The organism is Acinetobacter sp. LT1, from assembly GCF_059800965.1.
Genome location: NZ_JBBAXE010000008.1, coordinates 21,252 through 39,984, shown reverse-complemented (window position 1 = coordinate 39,984; position 18,733 = coordinate 21,252). Strand labels below are relative to the sequence as shown.

The window sequence follows — 18,733 nt, the reverse complement described above, 5'->3', positions numbered from 1 at the left end:
AACTTCATAAAAAACCGGGCTAAAGCCCGGTTTTTTTATATTCAGCGCCATGCGCCCCAAACAATGTAGACAGATTTGTCTATTTCTATAAATTAACACTTGCATAAGCTTAATTTAAAACACTAAAATCTAAAAAAACACAAAGTACTTCACAATAATTAAATTTAAAAACTAGGATGAACCTATGGAATTATCTAAGCTTGAAAAGAGATTAATGAATCATCCAATCCATTTTGGTGAAAATCCTTTGGTCTTATTAAACAACTTTAGTACTTCTGCCTTAAAACAAGGCTGGAGTCAGGCAGAGGTTGAATCTGTTATTGCTAAAGCCTCTCAAGGCGACTATATGGCACTCATCCGTACTTTAAGAGCTTATACTTTTCTTTGATTTTGTGATTGATGATCTGATCATTGTGCATTCGATTTATAAAAAGACACATAAAGCTGTTATGAATAGACTAGATTTATCCTGAACACTGCCTTAACAATAAATAAAACAATAAATATAAGATATTTATTCAGTGAGGAGTAACCCTGATGGACCATGAAATAGAGGAAAAGAAAGTCGAGAAAACTTTAAGCTGGCGTGAAAAAATGGCAGTCGAAGAACATGAGAAACTGTCACCCCGTCTGGTTTATGAAATTATCCGCCGTGATGGTGCCGAAGAGCTTGATCGTCCAACAACTGCACTGATCTTTTCAGGGATTGCCGCGGGTTTAGTCATCAGTTTTTCATTTGTATTTAAAGCGATTATTGCTGCTTATCTCCCAACTGATGCAGTCTGGACCGATTTAATCACTAATGTGGGTTATACCATTGGGTTTCTAATCGCTATATTGAGTCACATGCAACTCTTTACCGAGAATACTATCACCACAGTTGTGCCTTTATTTAATCCCTTTACTTTCGATAAATTACGAGCAGTGGGCCGCTTATGGGGCATTGTGATTCTATGCAACATCATTGGAACAGCTTTAGCGAGTTTATTTTTCCTAACTACTCACCTGTTTACGCCAGATATTGATAAAGCACTAGATGAACTCGCACATCATGTGGGTTCCTTTTCTGCCACTCAGAATCTGCTCAAAGGCATTATGTCAGGGCTGTTAATTGCTGCATTGGTCTGGATGTTGCCTTCAGTCAGTAATAAGTTTCTGCTCATCTTTTTTATGACGTATTTGATAGGACTGGGTGACTTTACCCATGTAGTGGTTGGTTCTACAGAAATGTCCTATCTGGTCTGGCAAGGAGAAGCTTCTATTAGCAAGTATCTGTTTACTTTCCTCATCCCTACCACTATCGGCAATATTATTGGCGGTACAGGCGTGTTTACTCTACTGATTTATGGTCAGGTCACTAAAGAGCTGGAATAGCATAAAGCAGGAACTATTGTTCCTGCTGCCATCTGCGTTGCTGCAAACGCTCACCTTCAACCTCACGCTTATTTCTTGCAGACTCATAGAGTTTGGTTCCCTTCAACTCAGGCGGCAGATAGTCTTGCAGCACAAAGTGCTCAGGGTAATCATGAGGATAGAGATAATTAATACCATAGCCTTGCTGTTTCATAAGCTTGGTTGGCGCATTTCTCAAATGCAAAGGCACAGGTAAATTTGCCGTTTTTTCAGCAAGTTCCAGAGCCTTATTAATCGCTAAATAAGTACTATTACTTTTTGCACTCGTTGCTAAGTAAACTGCTGTTTGACCTAGAATAATTCGAGCCTCAGGCATACCCACCGCTTGTACAGAGCGGAAACACTCACCTGCAAGCAATAGCGCATTTGGATTAGAGTTTCCAATGTCTTCTGAGGCTGCAATCAGCATACGTCTTGCAATAAAAACTGGATCTTCTCCGCCTTTAAGCATACGTGCCATCCAATATAGCGTTGCATCTGGATCACTACCGCGAATTGATTTAATAAAGGCAGAAACAAGGTCGTAATGCTGCTCGCCAGATTTGTCATAACGCGCAATATTTTGCTGAGCGACTTTTACCACAACCGCATTAGTAATCGTGTTTTCAACTTCTGGTTCAAAAGTACTTGCGATCAAGTCCAGTAAATTAAGCGCTTTACGTGCATCACCTGCTGCGAACTGAATCAGCGCATCATATTCTTCTATATGAATGTAACGTTCTTTTAAGAATCTATCGCTTTGAAGTGCATTGTTGAGTAATGTCTGAATTGCCTCACTGTCTAAACTATTTAAGGTATAGACCTGACAGCGTGATAAAAGCGCGCTATTCACCTCAAAAGATGGATTTTCAGTTGTCGCGCCTATTAACGTAATTTTGCCTTTTTCAACTGCACCCAATAAAGCATCTTGCTGAGATTTATTAAAACGATGAATTTCATCAATAAAAACTACAGGTGTCAGTAAATCACCACTTTCTGCAATCACTTCACGTAATTCTTTTACGCCCGTATTCAGCGCAGACAAGCTCACAAATGGACGGTCTATCGCCTGCGCCAAAAGTAAAGCAATTGTTGTTTTACCAACGCCTGGTGGACCCCAAAAAATAATAGAAGGCAAATGACCCTGATCAATCATTTGACGTAAGGGCGCATGTTCACCTAATAAATGGTCTTGCCCAATAATTTCAGACAAGTCTCTTGGGCGCAGGCGTTCGGGAAGTGGAATATGGGTGTCTGACATCTCAAATGGCTTTATCGTCTTTTCACTATAGTCTATTGTGTCTCACAGAAATCTACAATTTGAATCTATGAGACACGTTCTTTATTTACAGGCTCTTGCTTAGCATTAAGAGGGTTTCTTACTCAGCTTGAGTAAACGCGCATTTGAGCCATCTTCAATCACCCAAATCGAACCATCTTGTGCTTCATGCAACCCACGAATACGTTTTTTCATATCCAATCTTTGCACTTCTTTCACGGGCTTATGCTCTAAATCCACCACAATAATCGCTTCGGAAGATAACCCGCCAATTAAGGCTTTATTTTGCCATGCAGGAAATTGTTGTCCGCGATAAATGATCATACTCGATGGAGAGATAACAGGAGTCCAGTCAATTTCTGGTGCTTTAAACTCTGGCCGAGTGTGATGATCTGGAATAGGTTGGCCCGAATAGTGGTCTCCATTTGAAACGATTGGATAACCATAATTTTCACCTTTAGTAATAATATTAAGCTCATCACCACCTTTAGGCCCCATCTCAACCATCCACAGCTGTCCTTGGCGGTCAAAAGCCATACCTAACGGGTTACGGTGTCCCAGTGACCATATTTCAGCAGTGACCCCGCCTTGCTTATAAAAAGGGTTACCTACAGCCGCGGTGCCATCCTCATTTAAACGCAAGATTTTACCTAAGTTACTTTTCATGTTTTGGGCAGGATCAAACTTTTGTCGCTCACCTGAACTGACCCACAGCTTACCATCTGTACCAAAAAGCATGCGATGTCCATAATGGCCTTGTCCTGAGATTTTAGGCACTTGCTGCCAAATCTGCTTTATCTCGGTGAGTTTTGGCTGATTAGGATGAGATAAATCTAGTTTCGCACGTGAAATCACTGCGCCAGATCCACCTTGCCCTTTTGTAGCATAGCTGAGATAAACCCAATGATTCTTGGCAAAGTCAGGGTGTAAAATGACATCTCCTAAACCACCCTGTCCTCCATAGTTCACCGCTGGAACACCTTGCACGTCCAACATTTGCTTATTTTTTGGGTTAAAAATTTTTAATTTACCTTGCCGTTCAGTCACTAATAAACGCTGATCAGGCAGACTGGTCACAGCCCAAGGCTCATTAAAATGTGAGACTGCTTCAACCCGATAAGTTTGTTTGATGGCAACAGACTGATCTACTTTTGCAGTCGTATTTTGTTCAGGATTTTTTGAATTGGTATTATTAGACCCACAGGCCATTAACAAAAAAAAGCTACTACATAATAAGGGGGCTGCTAATCGTCTCATCATTTTTATCTCCTTTGTTTTTATTGTTATATTACGGAGATGAGCAAAAAAATTACGATAAAAGTGTTACTTTATTATACGCTGTAATCAAACATTCTCTTTTAAGACTAAATTAGCGCACCCACCGCACAATATAATCTTCAAGATCATCTTCATGGACATCAACTTCAGAAATACAACGTCCTGCAACTGACTTTTTCGCCTTAACCACGCTTTGTCTCGAACCCGTATTTAAATAATGCCAAGAAGGTAAATTCTTGCCTTCATTCAAGCGCTTATAGGCACAGCTTGAAGGCAACCAGTGGATTGTTTTTAAAGACTCTACCGTTAATTGTAGGCAGTCAGGTACTTGCTGCTGACGATTCGGATAGTCCGTGCAACGCCCTGTACCACAATCAAGTAACTTACAGGCCACTTTGGTATAAGCCACCTCATGTGTATCTTCATCTTCTAGTTTTACCAGACAGCACAAACCACAGCCATCACATAAAGCTTCCCACTCAGCCTGAGTCAGTTGCTCTAACGGATAGTTTTTCCAAAAGAGTGGTCGAAGTGAGGTCTCGGTAGACATAATCTTTTAACAGCTGATGAGATAAAATGATGTATCAGTATAGCATTGAAGTGGTCTGTACTAAAAAAGAAGCTGTATTTATGACATCACAAAATGATTGTTTAATATACATTTCAACCACATAAACGACACATTCCGAGTAAAAAACACGCTATATAGTTAAATGACAATGAAAAATAAGGAGGACAGCATTATGTTCCGTTGGGCGATAATTTTTGCAGTAATTGCACTCATTGCCAGTCTATTAGGGTTTGGTGGTGTTGCAGGGCTATCTAAAGACTTTGCCGTGATTTTATTAGTTGTAGCTGTAATTCTAGCTGTAATTGGGTTCATTTCTCGAGGCCGAACTTAATTTAATCATGATCACATAAAAAGAAGGAACTGGTTTCCTTCTTTTTTTATTGCTTATAGCTTTGTATCTTTTTCTTTTGATGTAGATTTTTACATAGTTATTTATTTTAGTTCTTAATTTTTATGCTTTAATCAAGCGTATTTAAATCGATTTAAATTTCAGGATTAATGTCATGAGTACTGCAATTAAAACCCGTGAAATTCAATATACTGCACCAGATGGTAGCCATTTAATTGGTTACTTTGCGGCTCCAGATAGCGAAACACCTGTTGCGGGTGTGATTGTTGCTCCTGAGTGGTGGGGACGTAACGAATATACTGAGCAACGCGCACGTGAACTTGCTGAACACGGCTATGCTGCGCTTGCAATTGATATGTATGGTGATAAAAAAGTTACAACCACCGCAGCTCAAGCCTATGAATGGATGATGCAGACATTTGAAGAGTTAGACACGGTGACTGATCGTGCCAATGCTGGGCTTCAAACTTTAGCTGCTCAGCCGGAAGTAAACAGTGAAAAAATTGCTGCTGTCGGTTACTGTTATGGTGGTAAAGTCGTATTAGATCTTGCACGTTCAGGTGCTCCACTAAAAGCAACTGCAACTTTCCATGGCACATTAACGCCTAAAGCTCCTGCTCAAAAAGGCGACATTCAAGGTGAAGTTTTAGTTCTACATGGTGAATTAGACAGTATGGTCACCTTAGAAGATGTTGCTAATTTTGAAAAAGAGATGCAAGCTGCTGAGGTTAAACATGAAGTAGTGGTTTTAGAAGGTGCTAAACATGGCTTTAGTAACCCGCTTGCCGATGAAAGAGCTAAAGCGAACGGTGTGGACCTTGGCTACAATAGCGAAGCGGAAAAACAAGGCCTTGCTAAAATGTACGCTTTATTAGATCGTACTCTAAAATAAAAGAAGCAAATTTGGAGCAAATGATTTTTTTGCATTTGCTCCCTTAAATGTTTATGACTTTGCAATATTTTTACTGTATTTTTTAAACCATACTTCAATAACTATACTCCCGTTGAGCTAGAGCAAAGCCTAGTCTTATTTCCCGCACTCGGGGTTTAATGGAATAACATGAGAGGATACAACAATGACTGACAAGAAATGTCCGTATTGCGAATTTGATGAATATGACATCATTGATAAGAATGAATTTGCCGTAATTTTGCCTGATTCTAATCCGTTATCTAAAGGCCACTGTGTAGTAACACCACTGCGCCATGTTAGTTCTTTTTTTGACATTACATCTAAAGAACACCAAGGCTTACTGACACTTCTTGAAATTGCCCGTCATGAGACACAGCTTCGTCATCAACCAGATGGCTTTCATATTGGCTTTAATGATGGTGAAGTTTTTGGAAAAACTTCAGATCATTTCCACATTCATGTCATTCCTTACTATAAAAACCAACCGTTGAAACTTGATCAACTTTGGGGTGTACAAAAGGATTAATCCTTTTATCTGATTAAAACAGAGATTGCTATTTTTCAAGGTCGTCTCTGTTTTAATATACTCTCGCTGTTCGCCTGCTTTAAACAAAATTTCATCTAAATTTCAGCTATAATTTAGCCCTTACTTCTCTTCTATAGCTGTTCATGCCTGAATTTTCTTTTTCTGATGCCCTCTTAAACTGGTTCGATCAACATGGTCGTCACGATTTGCCTTGGCAAGTTGCCGATGATCCATACAAAGTTTGGGTTTCTGAAATTATGTTGCAGCAAACTCAGGTGAAAACGGTCTTGCAATATTTTGACCGCTTTATGGAGCGCTTCCCGACTGTAGAAGCTTTAGGTCATGCAACTTGGGATGAAGTAGCCCCTTTTTGGGCTGGCCTCGGTTACTACGCTCGTGCACGCAATTTGCATAAAGCGGCTGGTCTTGTCACGCAGCAAGGTAAATTTCCTGAAACGCTAGAAGAATGGATTGCGTTACCTGGCATTGGTCGCTCTACTGCAGGGGCGCTCATGTCTTTAGGTTTACGTCAGTACGGCGTCATTATGGATGGCAACGTGAAACGCGTTTTAGCTCGCTTCTTTGCCATTGAAGATGACTTAAGCAAACCACAACACGAACGTGAAATGTGGAAACTCGCTGAAGAGCTTTGCCCTACACATCGCAATCATGACTACACTCAAGCGATTATGGACTTGGGTGCAACCATTTGTACTCCTAAAAAACCGCTATGTTTATATTGTCCAATGCAAGCTCATTGTCAGGCTTATCAGCAAGGGTTAGAACAAGAATTACCTTTTAAAAAACCGAAAAAAACACCACCTGTTAAAACAGCAGATGTTCTTATTATTCAGTGCGAAGGTGAATGGTTCTGGCAACAACGTCAAGCTCATGGTCTATGGGGCGGTTTATTCTGTTTACCTATTTTAGAAAATGAACATGAACGCCTGAGCTTAAGCCAACAATTCAAACTACAACCTCAAGCACAAACTTTTCAGATCAGCCATAGCTTCACTCATTTCACATGGTTACTTAATGCTCATGTGTTCCACGTGGAACCTGATCAAAAAGAACATCTGGCTATTGAACTTGAAGGTCAATGGTTGAGTCCGGAACAAGCCATTGCCAAAGGTGTTCCAACCGCTATGAAAAAATTGATCTCGACAAGCCGTTCATGACATAGTGAGTAAAATAATTTTGATATGGCTGTGACAGGGAGTATTTTGTGCGACGTTTTGTTTCTCATTTCTCACTTGGTTTTCTGATTATTCTTTTGGCTGCCTGTGCCAGTGCACCTAAAAAACCTGCCCCACTTCCACCTGCTCAAGTCATCAAACTCAAAAGTATGCAGCTTCCAAGTCGACTACCTGTACCTGTAAAAGGTATTGACCGTGATGAATTAAAAGACACATGGGGAGCTGCTCGGAGTCAGGGCCGTAGTCACGAAGGAATTGATATTTTGGCTCCACGTGGAACCAAAGTGTACAGTGCAACCGAAGGACTCGTTGCAGATCTTCGCAATAACAACTTAGGTGGCAAAGTCATCTGGATTTTAGGTCCAGCCGGGACATGGCATTATTATGCTCATCTTGATGGTCACAAACGTGGCTTAAATGTGGGTGACTATGTCAAAAAGGGCGACCTCATTGGCTATGTCGGCAATACGGGCAATGCACGTTATACTTCACCTCATCTTCATTATGGTCTTTACTTAGATGCTAAAGGTCGTGGTGCTGTTAATCCTTATTCATATTTACGCTAGGAACATTTTATGTCGGAAGCGCTGATCAATCGCTTAGTAGAGTTTGCCGAGTCTGGCAACCAGCAAAAGATCGTTTTAAATGGCAATAGCTATCAAGGCTGGATCATGGAAATCAGCGATGATGCCCTACTGATCAGTACCGGTTTTTCAGACAAAGTTGGCAAAGACTTTTGGCTAAAGTTTGAAGACTTAACACAAGCAGAACTGTATTATTGGGATACTCGCCCGAATGAATGGGTGCTATTTAAACTTTAAAATTCTAAGATAAATATAAGGAGCATTATCATGAAAACTCAACGTTGCGGATGGTGTTCCGACGATCCACTCTATATTGCTTACCATGATGAAGAATGGGGTAAACCCGAACACGACGAAGCACGATTATTTGAAATGCTCTGTCTTGAAGGACAGCAAGCCGGCCTATCATGGATTACCGTACTGAAAAAAAGAGAAAGCTACCGTCAACACTTTTTTAATCATCCGATTGCAGACATTGCTTCATTTACAGATGATTTTTTAGAACTAAAATTATCCGATGCTGGCTTAATTCGTCACTTTGGTAAACTCAAAGCCATTCGTGATAATGCTATTGCTTGGCAAGCGCTCAAAGTACAAGTTGGTGATGTTCCTACATGGCTTTGGCAGTTTGTAGATGCAGCTCCACAAAACAATGATGTTGTAGATTATCGTAAGGCCCCTGCTCAAACCGAACTGAGCGTAAAACTTTCCAAAACTCTTAAAAAGAATGGTTTCAAATTTGTTGGCCCAACCACCTGCTATGCTTTTATGCAGGCAGTAGGCATGGTCGATGATCATGAAAACGATTGTCAATTTAAAGCTTCATAACCCACCAGAACGGTTCAAAGCCGCTTAAGGAGTTTCCGATGAGCAATAATACGATTCAAGCTTATGCTGCAATGCAGGCAGGTGAAAAACTGGTTCCCTATCAATTTGACGCAGGTGAATTACAACCGCATCAGGTTGAGGTAAAAGTTGAATATTGTGGTTTATGTCATTCTGATATTTCTGTTTTAAACAATGAATGGCGTTCGACCGTGTACCCTGTGGTTGCAGGTCATGAAATTATTGGACGAATTGTTGCTTTGGGTTCAGAAGCAAAAGGTCTACAAATTGGGCAACGTGTCGGCATTGGTTGGACAGCTGAAAGTTGCCAAGCCTGTGATGAATGTATTGGTGGTCAGCAAGTACTGTGTACAGGTGGAAATGTTGCAACAATCGTGGGGCATGCTGGTGGCTTTGCTGATAAAGTCCGTGCAGGTTGGCAATGGGCCATTCCCCTCCCTGAAAATTTAGACGCTGAAAGTGCTGGTCCTTTACTTTGTGGCGGAATTACCGTTTTTGATCCACTACTCAAACACAAAATACAGGCAACGCATCATGTCGGTGTAATTGGTATTGGTGGTTTAGGTCATATAGCCATTAAGCTACTTAAAGCATGGGGCTGTGAAATCACTGCTTTTAGTTCTAACCCAGATAAAACGGAAGAACTCAAAGCAATGGGAGCGAACCATGTGGTAAATAGTCGCGATACAGAGGCAGTAAAAGCTCAAAAAGGTAAATTCGATTTATTGCTAAGTACCGTGAATGTGACTCTAAATTGGTCTGCTTTTATTGCAACACTGGCACCAAACGGAACCTTACATTTCTTAGGTCTTACGCTTGAGCCTGTTCCTGTTTCTGTTGGCTCTCTTATTGGTGGTGCTAAGTCAGTGACTGGTTCACCTACAGGCTCACCTGCTGCACTACGTCAGCTTTTAAAGTTTGCTGCACGCAAAAAAATTGCGCCTCAAATTGAGCTATTTCCAATGTCACAGCTCAATGAAGCAATTGAACGTCTACACTCAGGTCAGGCACGCTACCGCATTGTACTTAAAGCAGACTTTGCAGAATAAAACTAACTCGCTGTTTTAATCTGTTGCCGTGACCAGTCCGCTAAGTCTTTAATGGCTTGGCGGACATCTGCTGTTAACTCATGACCTGCATTTAAACGAATAAAATGCCGATAGCGTTCATCCTCCCCAAAAACATGCCCGGGAACTACGGTAATTCCGTTAGATTTTGCAGTGTAATAGAGCGCCAAACTATCTACAGTTTTAGGTAACTGCATCCATAAAGCATATCCCCCCTCTGGTTGACTCAGTGCAATTGCAATACCTTCAAAGGCATTTAAAATACAACTACGATATTCCTCGACTTGCCGCATCAAATTCGGTCTTAACTGCTCTAAATGCTCTCGGTAACCACGACTATAAATAAAATCAGCTAGGCCTAATTGTAAGGGTGTATTGACCCCAATATTACTGGCTACCAGCTCAAGCCTTAAATGCTGTAGCTTCGCACTTAAACAGAACCACCCTACCCGATACGCGCTCGACAATGACTTAGAAACCGATCCACACCAAATCACATAGCCTTCACGGTCCCAATAGCGAATAGGCAATGGCCGCTCACCACTGTAGCCACACTCTCCATAAATATCATCTTCAATAATAAAGCACTGATACTTTGCTGCTAACTCGGCAATCTTTTGTTTTTCTGTATTACTTAAACAGTATCCTAAAGGATTTTGATAGTTGGCTGTCATTAAGCAAACTTTAGCCAAACCTTGCTTCATAAATGATTCTAAGCGCTCAAGATCGATACCACGATGATGCGCTGGAATTTCAATAATCTGCCGTTTTAAACTGGCTATAAGCTGTAGTTGTCCATTAAAAGTAGGTGTCGGAATTAAAATAGTATCACCTACTTCCGTTAGATGTTGAATCACCAAAGACAAAGCAGGCATGCAGCCATTGGTAATAAAAATATCTTCTGCTGCGATAAAAATTCCATCTTCACGCCAATGATCAGATAACGCTTTTCTTAATTGCTCATGCCCTTGTTTATTACAATAAAGAAAGTCTTGAGGCTGACAATTTTTTAAAGCCCGTTGAATAGAACGACGTAAACCTTCCACAGGAATAAAATGAGGCGTTAACTGAATAGAGCCTAAAGGTACAAGATGACTTTGTAAGGCGGCTTCCTGAATTTGATTATGCAATTCCAGATTTGAGACTTGTCGAGGTAAAGACAAGAAATCTGGACTTTCAGGAATGGGGCCAGATTGTGCACGAGCTACCACAAAATAACCTGACTTCGGCTTTACATAAATAAGCCCCCTCGCCTCAAGTAACTCATAACAACTTTTTGCTGTACTTAAACTAATGCTGTGCTGACGAGCAAAATCTCGCAAAGAAATAAGTTTCTGATGAGGTTTAAGCTCATCTTGATAAATACGATGTGCTAATTGATTGGCAAGAACCTGATATTGGAAAGTCATTCTGTGCTGCTTTTTTAAAAATTTCTGTATCTGTACTGGTTTATAGAACACCTTTAGGCTATAGAAATCAACTCAGAAAGTAGCAAGGTCATGAAATTAAAAGCTATATTGTTATTTACTATTGTTTTAGCTGGTTGCCAACAACAACCAAAAGATGAGCAATACAGACATACTGTTTGCCAAAGCCTCATAGAAGGTTATTTAAAAATGACAAATCAACAAGACTATAAAATAGAGCAACACACTGATGAAAAGACCAGTACGATTTCTCATTATCAATATAAACGGAATAGCTCAAATGAAGTTGTAATGGTGAACTCGGTTTATTCAACTTTGTATTTTAGCTGCCGAGAACATCAAAAAAGCTATTTTCTGTCTCAACATTCATCACAAGGACAAACGACCCCACTTTTAGAAGTTCATTTTCCAACTGACAGTTACACTACTTTTAGAGAGCGTTTTTAAAACCGTCTTTTAACTGTTCTGCCAAAAACTCAATAAATAAACGAATTCGTTTTGGTAGATGCTCTTGTTGATAATACACAGCATGGATGCTTTGGTATTGATGTTCAATTTGGTCTTCAAATAAAGCAATCAATCGCCCTTCTTCAATATCTTTCCAAATTTCAAATTCAGATAGTCGTGCAATACCATGTCCTCTAATCGTCAGCTGACGTACCGTTTCTCCACTCGATGCTTTAATTTTTGATTGCGCAAAAAAATATTCATCACCAACTTTAATCGGCCAACTATTGATATATGCAGGTCTGGTAAAACCGATCAAATCGTGTTGTTCAAGCTGTTCAGGTTGTGTCGGTGTACCCTTAATTTCTAAATACTCAGGGCTTGCAACGATAAATAAGCGACTTTTACATACTAATTTGGCATGAAGACTTGAATCATTAAGTTCTCCGAATCGGAATGCAACATCAGTTTTATGTTGCAGCAAATCAATCACCTGATCATTACTATTTAACTCAATTTCAATATTTGGATAGCACTCACGAAACTTATGCATTAATGGCGCAATAACGTGTAAGACAAACGGCGTTGCTGAATCAATGCGAATAAGTCCCGCAGTACCCTGATCAGATTTTTGTAGTTCTTCTTCGGCAGCATTTAGCTCATTTAAGATTTTACGGGCCTTTACCAAAAACTGCTGCCCTTCTTGAGTGAGTTTTAATTTACGTGTCGTTCGCTCTAACAAAGTCACATCTAACTTAGCTTCTAAGCGTGTTAAAGAGCGACTGACTCCTGAAGGCGTTTGTTTTAAATGTTCTGCCGCCGCAACAAAAGAGCCTGTATCAACGATTGCGATAAATGCGACCAGCTCTTCAATTGTTGATTTCATGTCTTATTCCATTATTGACTAATGATCAAAGATATTTTGCTTATTCATCTATTTTTTCGCAACAATAAAAAAAGCAAAATGCACATCAAGTTAAATGATTATTCAAATTTAGGTAAATACATGAATATCCCACGTTTTGGTCTAGGAACTTTCCGTCTTAAAGAACAAGCAGTCATTGATTCTGTTAAAACTGCTTTAGACGTAGGTTACCGTGTCATTGATACTGCTCAAATTTATGATAATGAAGCAGCAATTGGTCAAGCCATTGCCGAAAGCGGTGTATCCCGTCAGGACTTATTTTTAACCACAAAAATCTGGGTAGATAATTTTGCTCAAGATAAGTTCATTCCAAGCTTAAAAGAGAGCCTACAAAAGCTTCGTACTGACCATGTTGACCTCACATTGATCCATTGGCCAGCGCCAGATTTAGGCGTTTCGATTCCTGAAGTTATGAAGCTTTTACTTGAAGCAAAACAACAGGGCTTAACTAAACAAATTGGTATTTCAAACTTCAATATTGAGCTTACTCAACAAGCAATTGACACAATTGGTGTAGAGCATATTGCAACAAACCAGATTGAGCTAAGTCCTTATCTTCAAAACCATAAGCTTGTGAATTTCTTACAAGAGAAGAATATTGATGTGACTTCATATATGACGCTTGCCTACGGCAAAGTGCTTCAAGATCCTGTTCTCGCTGAAATTGCAGCAGCACATAAAGCAACGACAGCGCAAATTGCACTAGCGTGGGCATTGCAACGTGGTTTTGCAGTCATTCCATCTTCGACTAAACGTGAAAACCTGATGAGCAACTTAAAAGCACAGGATATCGAGTTAACTTCAGCTGAAATGCAAATGATTGCTGAGCTCGACCGCAACAGTCGTGAAGTTAGCCCAGAGCCATGGGCACCAGTTTGGGACTAAACTCATGAACACTCAATCAAATACGGCGTTCTCGTTATTGGCATTGGCAATTGGTGCCTTTGCCATTGGCACCACGGAATTCTCACCAATGGGACTGTTGCCGAATATCGCTAATGATTTAGGAATTTCAATTCCAACGGCCGGAATGTTAATTACGGGCTATGCACTTGGCGTCATGCTAGGTGCGCCTTTCATGACCTTGTGGTTTGGTGGTTTTGCACGACGTAATGCGCTTATTTTGCTGATGGCGATCTTTACGGTCGGTAACCTAATCGCAGCGTTTTCACCAAGCTATATGAGCTTATTAGGTGCTCGTCTCATTACAAGCCTGAACCACGGTGCCTTCTTCGGGATTGGCTCTGTTGTAGCGGCAAGCATTGTACCCGCACATAAACAGGCCAGTGCTGTAGCAACCATGTTTATGGGTTTAACCATTGCCAATATTGGTGGTGTACCGTTAGCAACATGGGTTGGGCAAAACATTGGCTGGCGTATGTCTTTTCTTGCGATTTCTTTGCTTGGCGTAATTACCATGCTCGCTTTATGGAAAGCGCTCCCACAAGGTATGGTTGCCCAAAAACCAAATGTGAAAGCTGAATTAAAGGTATTAACGCGTACTCCTGTGGTCCTTGCGCTACTCACCACCGTACTCGGTGCAGGTGCAATGTTTACACTCTACACCTATATTGCGCCAAGTTTGACTGAGTTTACCCATGCTTCACCGACTTTCATTACGTTCATGTTGGTGCTGATTGGTGTAGGTTTCTCAATTGGTAACCATTTGGGTGGACGTTTTGCAGATTTGTCTATCAACAAAACTCTGATTGGTTTCTTGGTTCTGTTGATTGTGATGATGGTGACTTTCCCAATTCTTGCGCAAAGCCAGATTGGAGCAGCCATTGCATTAGTGATCTGGGGTGCAGCAACCTTTGCTTTAGTACCACCTTTGCAAATGCGTGTAATGTCAGTCGCTCATGAAGCACCAGGACTTGCCTCTTCAGTGAATATTGGTGCGTTTAACTTAGGTAATGCAGTAGGTGCAGCAGCAGGCGCGTTAGTACTCGATCTAGGTTGGGGTTATAGCGCAGTATCTTTTGCTGGCGCATTGTTGGCTGGGTTAGGTTTGTTATTGGTTTTATTTCAAATCAAACGCGAAAGCAGCCCTGCACAAGCTTTACAGCAGTGTTCAGATTAATAAAAAAGCGCCTGATCTCAGGCGCTTTTTTTTTAAGCTATTTATTTTAAAATATCTGGTAATTTAGGGTGTTCATAAATCGGACTGGTTACTTCCCGCTTCATTTTGAGCAGCATCTGGTAAGGTTGCTGTTGAACAAACATATTTACAAAGCTCAACGGAATTGCACCAGCAGGATCAGCATAACCACTGGTCGTTACTTTCACCTTATTATTTGCAAGTTTCTGGAATGTCCAATCCCCTTCATAGCGTGTTAAGCGCACTACATCAGGTTGTATCGGATAATTTCCACTAATTGCAGTATTTTTAATTGTTACAACGCCATTTGCAGCCTTGCTCATTTTTCCTTTTACAACCACATCGCGATCTTTCAAAGGAAACGGAAAATCCAACACCATGTAAAGTGTGAACTCACCTTTTTTCTCATCTTGAGACAACATTTCAACTTTGCCCATATAAGGCACCCACTGGTCAGCACGATTTACATCTAAAATCACAGCGACAGCGCGTTCAAGTGGCACATCAAATGTCGTTTCAGCCTTATATTGAAAGACTGGATTATCAGTTTTTTGATAGGTCCAGACTTTAATATTATTGCGGTCTAAGCTGAGTTTAGCTTTTTCTGTAGAAGCAGCCCCCGTCCAGAGGCTGCTTAAGCAAAGAAGAGTGGTCAAGGCAATTTGTTTTTTATTCATGTTCTGCTCTATCTTGTTTTTCTCGCTACACATGGAATACGTACAGGGTTTTATACCTGTACGTCGTTCAATCCTAAAACATCTTTCATGTCATATTTACGCGCTTCACGGCCCACAACCCATGCAGCAGCTCGTACTGCACCAGCAGCAAAGTTCATACGGTTAGTCGCTTTATGAGTCACTTCAACACGCTCACCTTCACCAATAAACATGACAGTGTGTTCGCCAACGATGTCACCACCACGAATGGTTTCAAAGCCAATCGTTTGACGGTCACGTGGGCCTGTATGCCCTTCACGGCCATACACAGCAACTTCTTTTAAGTTACGACCTAAAGTATCTGCAATTGCTTCGCCCATCATTAATGCTGTACCTGACGGCGCATCTACTTTATGACGGTGGTGAGCTTCAATCACTTCAATATCTACTGTATCGCCAAATACTTTTGCTGCAAGCTCAAGTAACTTGATTGATACATTTACGCCCACTGAATAGTTCGCAGCGTAAACCACTGGGGTATGCGTAGCAACTTCGTCTAACTCAGCTTTTTGCTCATCTGACATACCTGTTGTACCAATAACCATGGCAACCCCAGCTTCACGACAAAGCTTTAAATGCTGAGCAGTTGCAACTGGTGCAGTAAAATCAATGATTACATCGCAGTCTTTAAGAACTTCTGCCAAGTTTCCTGAAACCTTCACACCCACTGAACCAATACCAGCAAGCTCACCTGCATCCGTGCCCACCAAACTACTTTCCGGACGCTCTACCGCAGCAGCTAATTGATAGCCTGCCTGTTGAACTGCTTGAATAAGCGTACGGCCCATACGACCGCCTGCACCTAAAATACCAATGCGTGGAGCTGCTGACATAATCTTCCCAATCTTCGGTTTTACGTAATTTACCTACTATATCAAAACTCTTTGCTCATCTTAAAAAGTAAAAATTATTTTTTGAGTTGGGACGAAATTTAATCTGTTTTCACAAAAGTTAAAGAATTGATCGGCAGACTACGGAGCCACGAATGAGAAAAAGATGACTATAAGGAGTTCAGCATGCATTCGAGAATTATTGGCTTTACAGTAATGATGGGGATTATGAGTTCAGTGGCATTTGCAGAGCCTGCAATCCAGCCAGGAGACACATTAGAAAGCTTATCTAAAGCGCGTATTACAACAAACGTAAATACTCAAACAGCAACGCCTACAGCTCAAACAAGCGATGCCAATGCTGAGGTTAAAGTTGAAGATATTGACCCAATTATTGGCGAAACAGCAGCAGAGGCACCAAAAGTAGCTGTACAGGCAGAAGCAGTAGCCGCACCAGTGATCGAAAATGCTCCTACTCTTGCTTCTAGCGAACCGACTGTAAGTGTTAATGATATTGATGTTGCTCTCCCTACAAAGTAAGCAGACGTAATTTTCTTTTAAGCAGAATAAAAATAATAAGATACATCAGCGCAATAAAAAGGCGGATATTTTATAAATATCCGCCTTCTTTTTAATTTCTTGTCTAATCAAGCATTAATCGAACAAACGATCAAAGAATGATTTTTTCTTTGGTGAGGAAGCACTGTCTTCGCCATCAAAAGAAGCTTGCAACTCTTTAAGTAATTCACGTTGGCGAGAATTTAAGTTGACTGGTGTTTCTACCACAATACGGCAGAGTAAATCACCCACCATGCTGCTACGTACTGGACGAACGCCTTTGCCACGTAAACGGAATAATTTACCTGTTTGAGTTCCCTCAGGAATTTTCAGGCTAACGCGACCTTCCAAAGTTGGAATTTCAATTTCTTTACCAAGTGCAGCATCAGCAATGCTTACTGGTACGTCCATATAAAGATCGGCACCATCACGTTGGAAAATTTCGTGTTCACGAACAACGACTTCAACGTATAAGTCACCTGATTGGCCATCACGAATTGCTTCGCCTTTACCACTCAAACGAACACGGTCACCATTATCTACACCCGCTGGAATTGTAACTTCCAACGTTTGCTGGCGATCGGCAACACCTGAACCATGACATGCCTGACAAGGGTTTTTAATAATTTTACCTTGACCACGACACGTACCACATGTTTGTTGTACAGAGAAGAAACCTTGCTGCATACGAACTTGTCCTGAACCATGACAAGTTTTACAGGTTTCAACATCTTTTGGATTTTTAGAACCTTTACCATCACACACATCACATGGTGCTGGAGCAGTAAAGGTAATGGTTTTTTTCACCCCTTTTACAGCTTCTTCAAGGGTAAGTTCCATTACATAGCGTAAATCTGATCCGCGACGTTGACGCTGTTGACGTCCACCACCACCGAATGCGCCACCGAAGATATCACCGAACTGGCTAAAAATATCTTCTGCACTAAATCCGCCGAAGCCACCACCGCCTCCGCCAAAGCCACCTTCGAACGCATTATGTCCCATGCGATCGTACATGCTACGCTTTTCGCTATCCGATAAAACTTCATAAGCTTCAGCAGCTTCTTTAAATTTCTCTTCAGCTTCGGCATTGTCAGGGTTTCTATCAGGATGATATTTCATCGCCAATTTACGGTAGGCTTTTTTGATCTCATCATCACTTGCGGTTTTTGAAACGCCTAAAACCTCATAATAATCACGTTTAGCCATTTTTGGCGGTGCTCCTCACGGAATTTTATCAATACTCTATTGCCGACTAAATGGGGGACTTTAGCCGAATTTACAAGGGGGAAATGTTCAAAAAATAGATATATTAAAAAACTGCCTTATTTTTTAAATATTTAGACAAGCCTTTTAACCATGCATTTAATAGAAATAACCACGCAATAGCGCTAAAAACTACACCAGCAACTGTAGAGGCTGTGACCCAAAGATTGCTGTCCCATGCAAAGAAGAAGAGCGGAATAAACCAGACAACAGCAAAAATTGCCATAAATAGAAATAGAATCGCATTGCGCATAATCCATAGCGCATGCGCATGAATCCAAACTTCTGCATTATCTACAACTGCCACTTTACGAGCGACCAAATAAGCAAAGGCCGCAAAAATAACCGTAAACAATGCAAGAAACATGAACGCATAAGAAATTACTATATAGCGGCGATGCTGTTCGATATGGTCTTGCCCCATCTGTATTTCACCTCAATTCACTGCATTTTGCCTATTTTTTA

General features: G+C 40.8%; 23 protein-coding genes. 14 read left to right on the top strand and 9 right to left on the bottom strand.

Annotated features, from left to right (window positions below):
- Positions 1-184 precede the first annotated feature (184 nt).
- Both WBW42_RS09575 and WBW42_RS09570 read left to right on the top strand, forming a co-directional pair.
- Positions 185-388: a hypothetical protein gene (locus tag WBW42_RS09575; RefSeq protein WP_005804340.1), complete on the top strand. Its 204-nt coding sequence runs from the start codon at positions 185-187 to the stop codon at positions 386-388.
- A gap of 149 nt (positions 389-537) precedes the next feature.
- Entirely contained in the window at positions 538-1,374 is an 837-nt protein-coding gene (locus tag WBW42_RS09570) for a formate/nitrite transporter family protein (RefSeq protein WP_032057142.1), read from the top strand.
- A 13-nt stretch (positions 1,375-1,387) separates the two neighbouring features.
- On the opposite strand, the gene WBW42_RS09565 is transcribed toward WBW42_RS09570, so the two are convergent.
- From WBW42_RS09565 to WBW42_RS09555, 3 genes are all read right to left on the bottom strand, one after another.
- Positions 1,388-2,653, bottom strand: a complete 1,266-nt coding sequence (locus WBW42_RS09565) for a replication-associated recombination protein A (protein WP_032057143.1) — start codon at positions 2,651-2,653, stop codon at positions 1,388-1,390.
- A gap of 105 nt (positions 2,654-2,758) precedes the next feature.
- Entirely contained in the window at positions 2,759-3,931 is a 1,173-nt protein-coding gene (locus WBW42_RS09560) for a PQQ-dependent sugar dehydrogenase (protein WP_032057144.1), read from the bottom strand.
- Positions 3,932-4,040: 109 nt separating this feature from the next.
- Positions 4,041-4,499 carry a YcgN family cysteine cluster protein gene (locus tag WBW42_RS09555; protein WP_002119281.1) on the bottom strand — a complete coding sequence of 153 codons (459 nt, stop codon included), beginning with the start codon at positions 4,497-4,499 and terminating at the stop codon, positions 4,041-4,043.
- Between the two features lie 193 nt (positions 4,500-4,692).
- Here WBW42_RS09555 and WBW42_RS09550 point away from each other — a divergent pair, with 193 nt between their 5' ends.
- From WBW42_RS09550 to ahr, 8 genes are all read left to right on the top strand, one after another.
- The gene (locus tag WBW42_RS09550; protein WP_002053759.1) at positions 4,693-4,851 is read left to right on the top strand and encodes a DUF1328 domain-containing protein; all 159 of its coding nucleotides are present in this window, start codon (positions 4,693-4,695) and stop codon (positions 4,849-4,851) included.
- Between the two features lie 172 nt (positions 4,852-5,023).
- Entirely contained in the window at positions 5,024-5,761 is a 738-nt protein-coding gene (locus tag WBW42_RS09545; RefSeq protein ID WP_002119163.1) for a dienelactone hydrolase family protein, read from the top strand.
- A 184-nt stretch (positions 5,762-5,945) separates the two neighbouring features.
- Positions 5,946-6,308: an HIT family protein gene (locus tag WBW42_RS09540; RefSeq protein ID WP_002119132.1), complete on the top strand. Its 363-nt coding sequence runs from the start codon at positions 5,946-5,948 to the stop codon at positions 6,306-6,308.
- A gap of 143 nt (positions 6,309-6,451) precedes the next feature.
- A complete protein-coding gene (gene mutY, locus WBW42_RS09535; protein WP_032057146.1) occupies positions 6,452-7,486 on the top strand; it encodes an A/G-specific adenine glycosylase in 1,035 nt (344 codons plus the stop codon).
- A 47-nt stretch (positions 7,487-7,533) separates the two neighbouring features.
- Positions 7,534-8,070 carry a M23 family metallopeptidase gene (locus tag WBW42_RS09530; protein ID WP_032057148.1) on the top strand — a complete coding sequence of 179 codons (537 nt, stop codon included), beginning with the start codon at positions 7,534-7,536 and terminating at the stop codon, positions 8,068-8,070.
- Positions 8,071-8,079: 9 nt separating this feature from the next.
- Complete coding sequence (locus WBW42_RS09525) at positions 8,080-8,325, top strand: hypothetical protein (RefSeq protein WP_005066589.1); 246 nt, start codon at positions 8,080-8,082, stop codon at positions 8,323-8,325.
- A gap of 30 nt (positions 8,326-8,355) precedes the next feature.
- Entirely contained in the window at positions 8,356-8,916 is a 561-nt protein-coding gene (locus tag WBW42_RS09520) for a DNA-3-methyladenine glycosylase I (RefSeq protein ID WP_032057150.1), read from the top strand.
- Between the two features lie 38 nt (positions 8,917-8,954).
- A complete protein-coding gene (gene ahr, locus WBW42_RS09515) occupies positions 8,955-9,983 on the top strand; it encodes an NADPH-dependent aldehyde reductase Ahr (protein WP_032057151.1) in 1,029 nt (342 codons plus the stop codon).
- 2 nt (positions 9,984-9,985) lie between these two features.
- Here ahr and WBW42_RS09510 read toward each other — a convergent pair whose 3' ends face one another.
- Positions 9,986-11,410: an aminotransferase-like domain-containing protein gene (locus WBW42_RS09510; protein ID WP_032057153.1), complete on the bottom strand. Its 1,425-nt coding sequence runs from the start codon at positions 11,408-11,410 to the stop codon at positions 9,986-9,988.
- Between the two features lie 90 nt (positions 11,411-11,500).
- On the opposite strand from WBW42_RS09510, the gene WBW42_RS09505 reads away from it, so the two are divergent.
- Positions 11,501-11,875, top strand: a complete 375-nt coding sequence (locus WBW42_RS09505) for a hypothetical protein (RefSeq protein ID WP_032057155.1) — start codon at positions 11,501-11,503, stop codon at positions 11,873-11,875.
- Here the strand turns inward: WBW42_RS09505 and WBW42_RS09500 are convergent.
- Complete coding sequence (locus WBW42_RS09500) at positions 11,859-12,761, bottom strand: LysR family transcriptional regulator (protein ID WP_017399454.1); 903 nt, start codon at positions 12,759-12,761, stop codon at positions 11,859-11,861. The two genes, WBW42_RS09505 and WBW42_RS09500, sit on opposite strands and share 17 nt — an antisense overlap.
- 120 nt (positions 12,762-12,881) lie before the next feature.
- Here WBW42_RS09500 and dkgB point away from each other — a divergent pair, with 120 nt between their 5' ends.
- Positions 12,882-13,685, top strand: coding sequence for a 2,5-didehydrogluconate reductase DkgB (gene dkgB, locus WBW42_RS09495; protein WP_025464149.1), 804 nt, complete (start codon positions 12,882-12,884; stop codon positions 13,683-13,685).
- Between the two features lie 4 nt (positions 13,686-13,689).
- On the top strand, positions 13,690-14,880 hold the full coding sequence (locus WBW42_RS09490; protein ID WP_005066574.1) for an MFS transporter: 1,191 nt from the start codon (positions 13,690-13,692) through the stop codon (positions 14,878-14,880).
- Positions 14,881-14,921: 41 nt separating this feature from the next.
- Here the strand turns inward: WBW42_RS09490 and WBW42_RS09485 are convergent, their stop codons facing one another.
- Positions 14,922-15,575 carry an START domain-containing protein gene (locus WBW42_RS09485; RefSeq protein ID WP_002119284.1) on the bottom strand — a complete coding sequence of 218 codons (654 nt, stop codon included), beginning with the start codon at positions 15,573-15,575 and terminating at the stop codon, positions 14,922-14,924.
- Between the two features lie 50 nt (positions 15,576-15,625).
- Positions 15,626-16,447, bottom strand: coding sequence for a 4-hydroxy-tetrahydrodipicolinate reductase (gene dapB, locus WBW42_RS09480; RefSeq protein WP_002119175.1), 822 nt, complete (start codon positions 16,445-16,447; stop codon positions 15,626-15,628).
- 183 nt (positions 16,448-16,630) lie between these two features.
- On the opposite strand from dapB, the gene WBW42_RS09475 reads away from it, so the two are divergent.
- Positions 16,631-16,984: a hypothetical protein gene (locus tag WBW42_RS09475; RefSeq protein WP_002119225.1), complete on the top strand. Its 354-nt coding sequence runs from the start codon at positions 16,631-16,633 to the stop codon at positions 16,982-16,984.
- A 114-nt stretch (positions 16,985-17,098) separates the two neighbouring features.
- Here WBW42_RS09475 and dnaJ read toward each other — a convergent pair whose 3' ends face one another.
- Together dnaJ and WBW42_RS09465 are read right to left on the bottom strand one after the other, a co-directional pair.
- Positions 17,099-18,211: a molecular chaperone DnaJ gene (gene dnaJ, locus WBW42_RS09470; protein WP_002119101.1), complete on the bottom strand. Its 1,113-nt coding sequence runs from the start codon at positions 18,209-18,211 to the stop codon at positions 17,099-17,101.
- 103 nt (positions 18,212-18,314) lie between these two features.
- On the bottom strand, positions 18,315-18,692 hold the full coding sequence (locus WBW42_RS09465; RefSeq protein ID WP_002119294.1) for a membrane protein: 378 nt from the start codon (positions 18,690-18,692) through the stop codon (positions 18,315-18,317).
- Positions 18,693-18,733 lie beyond the last annotated feature (41 nt).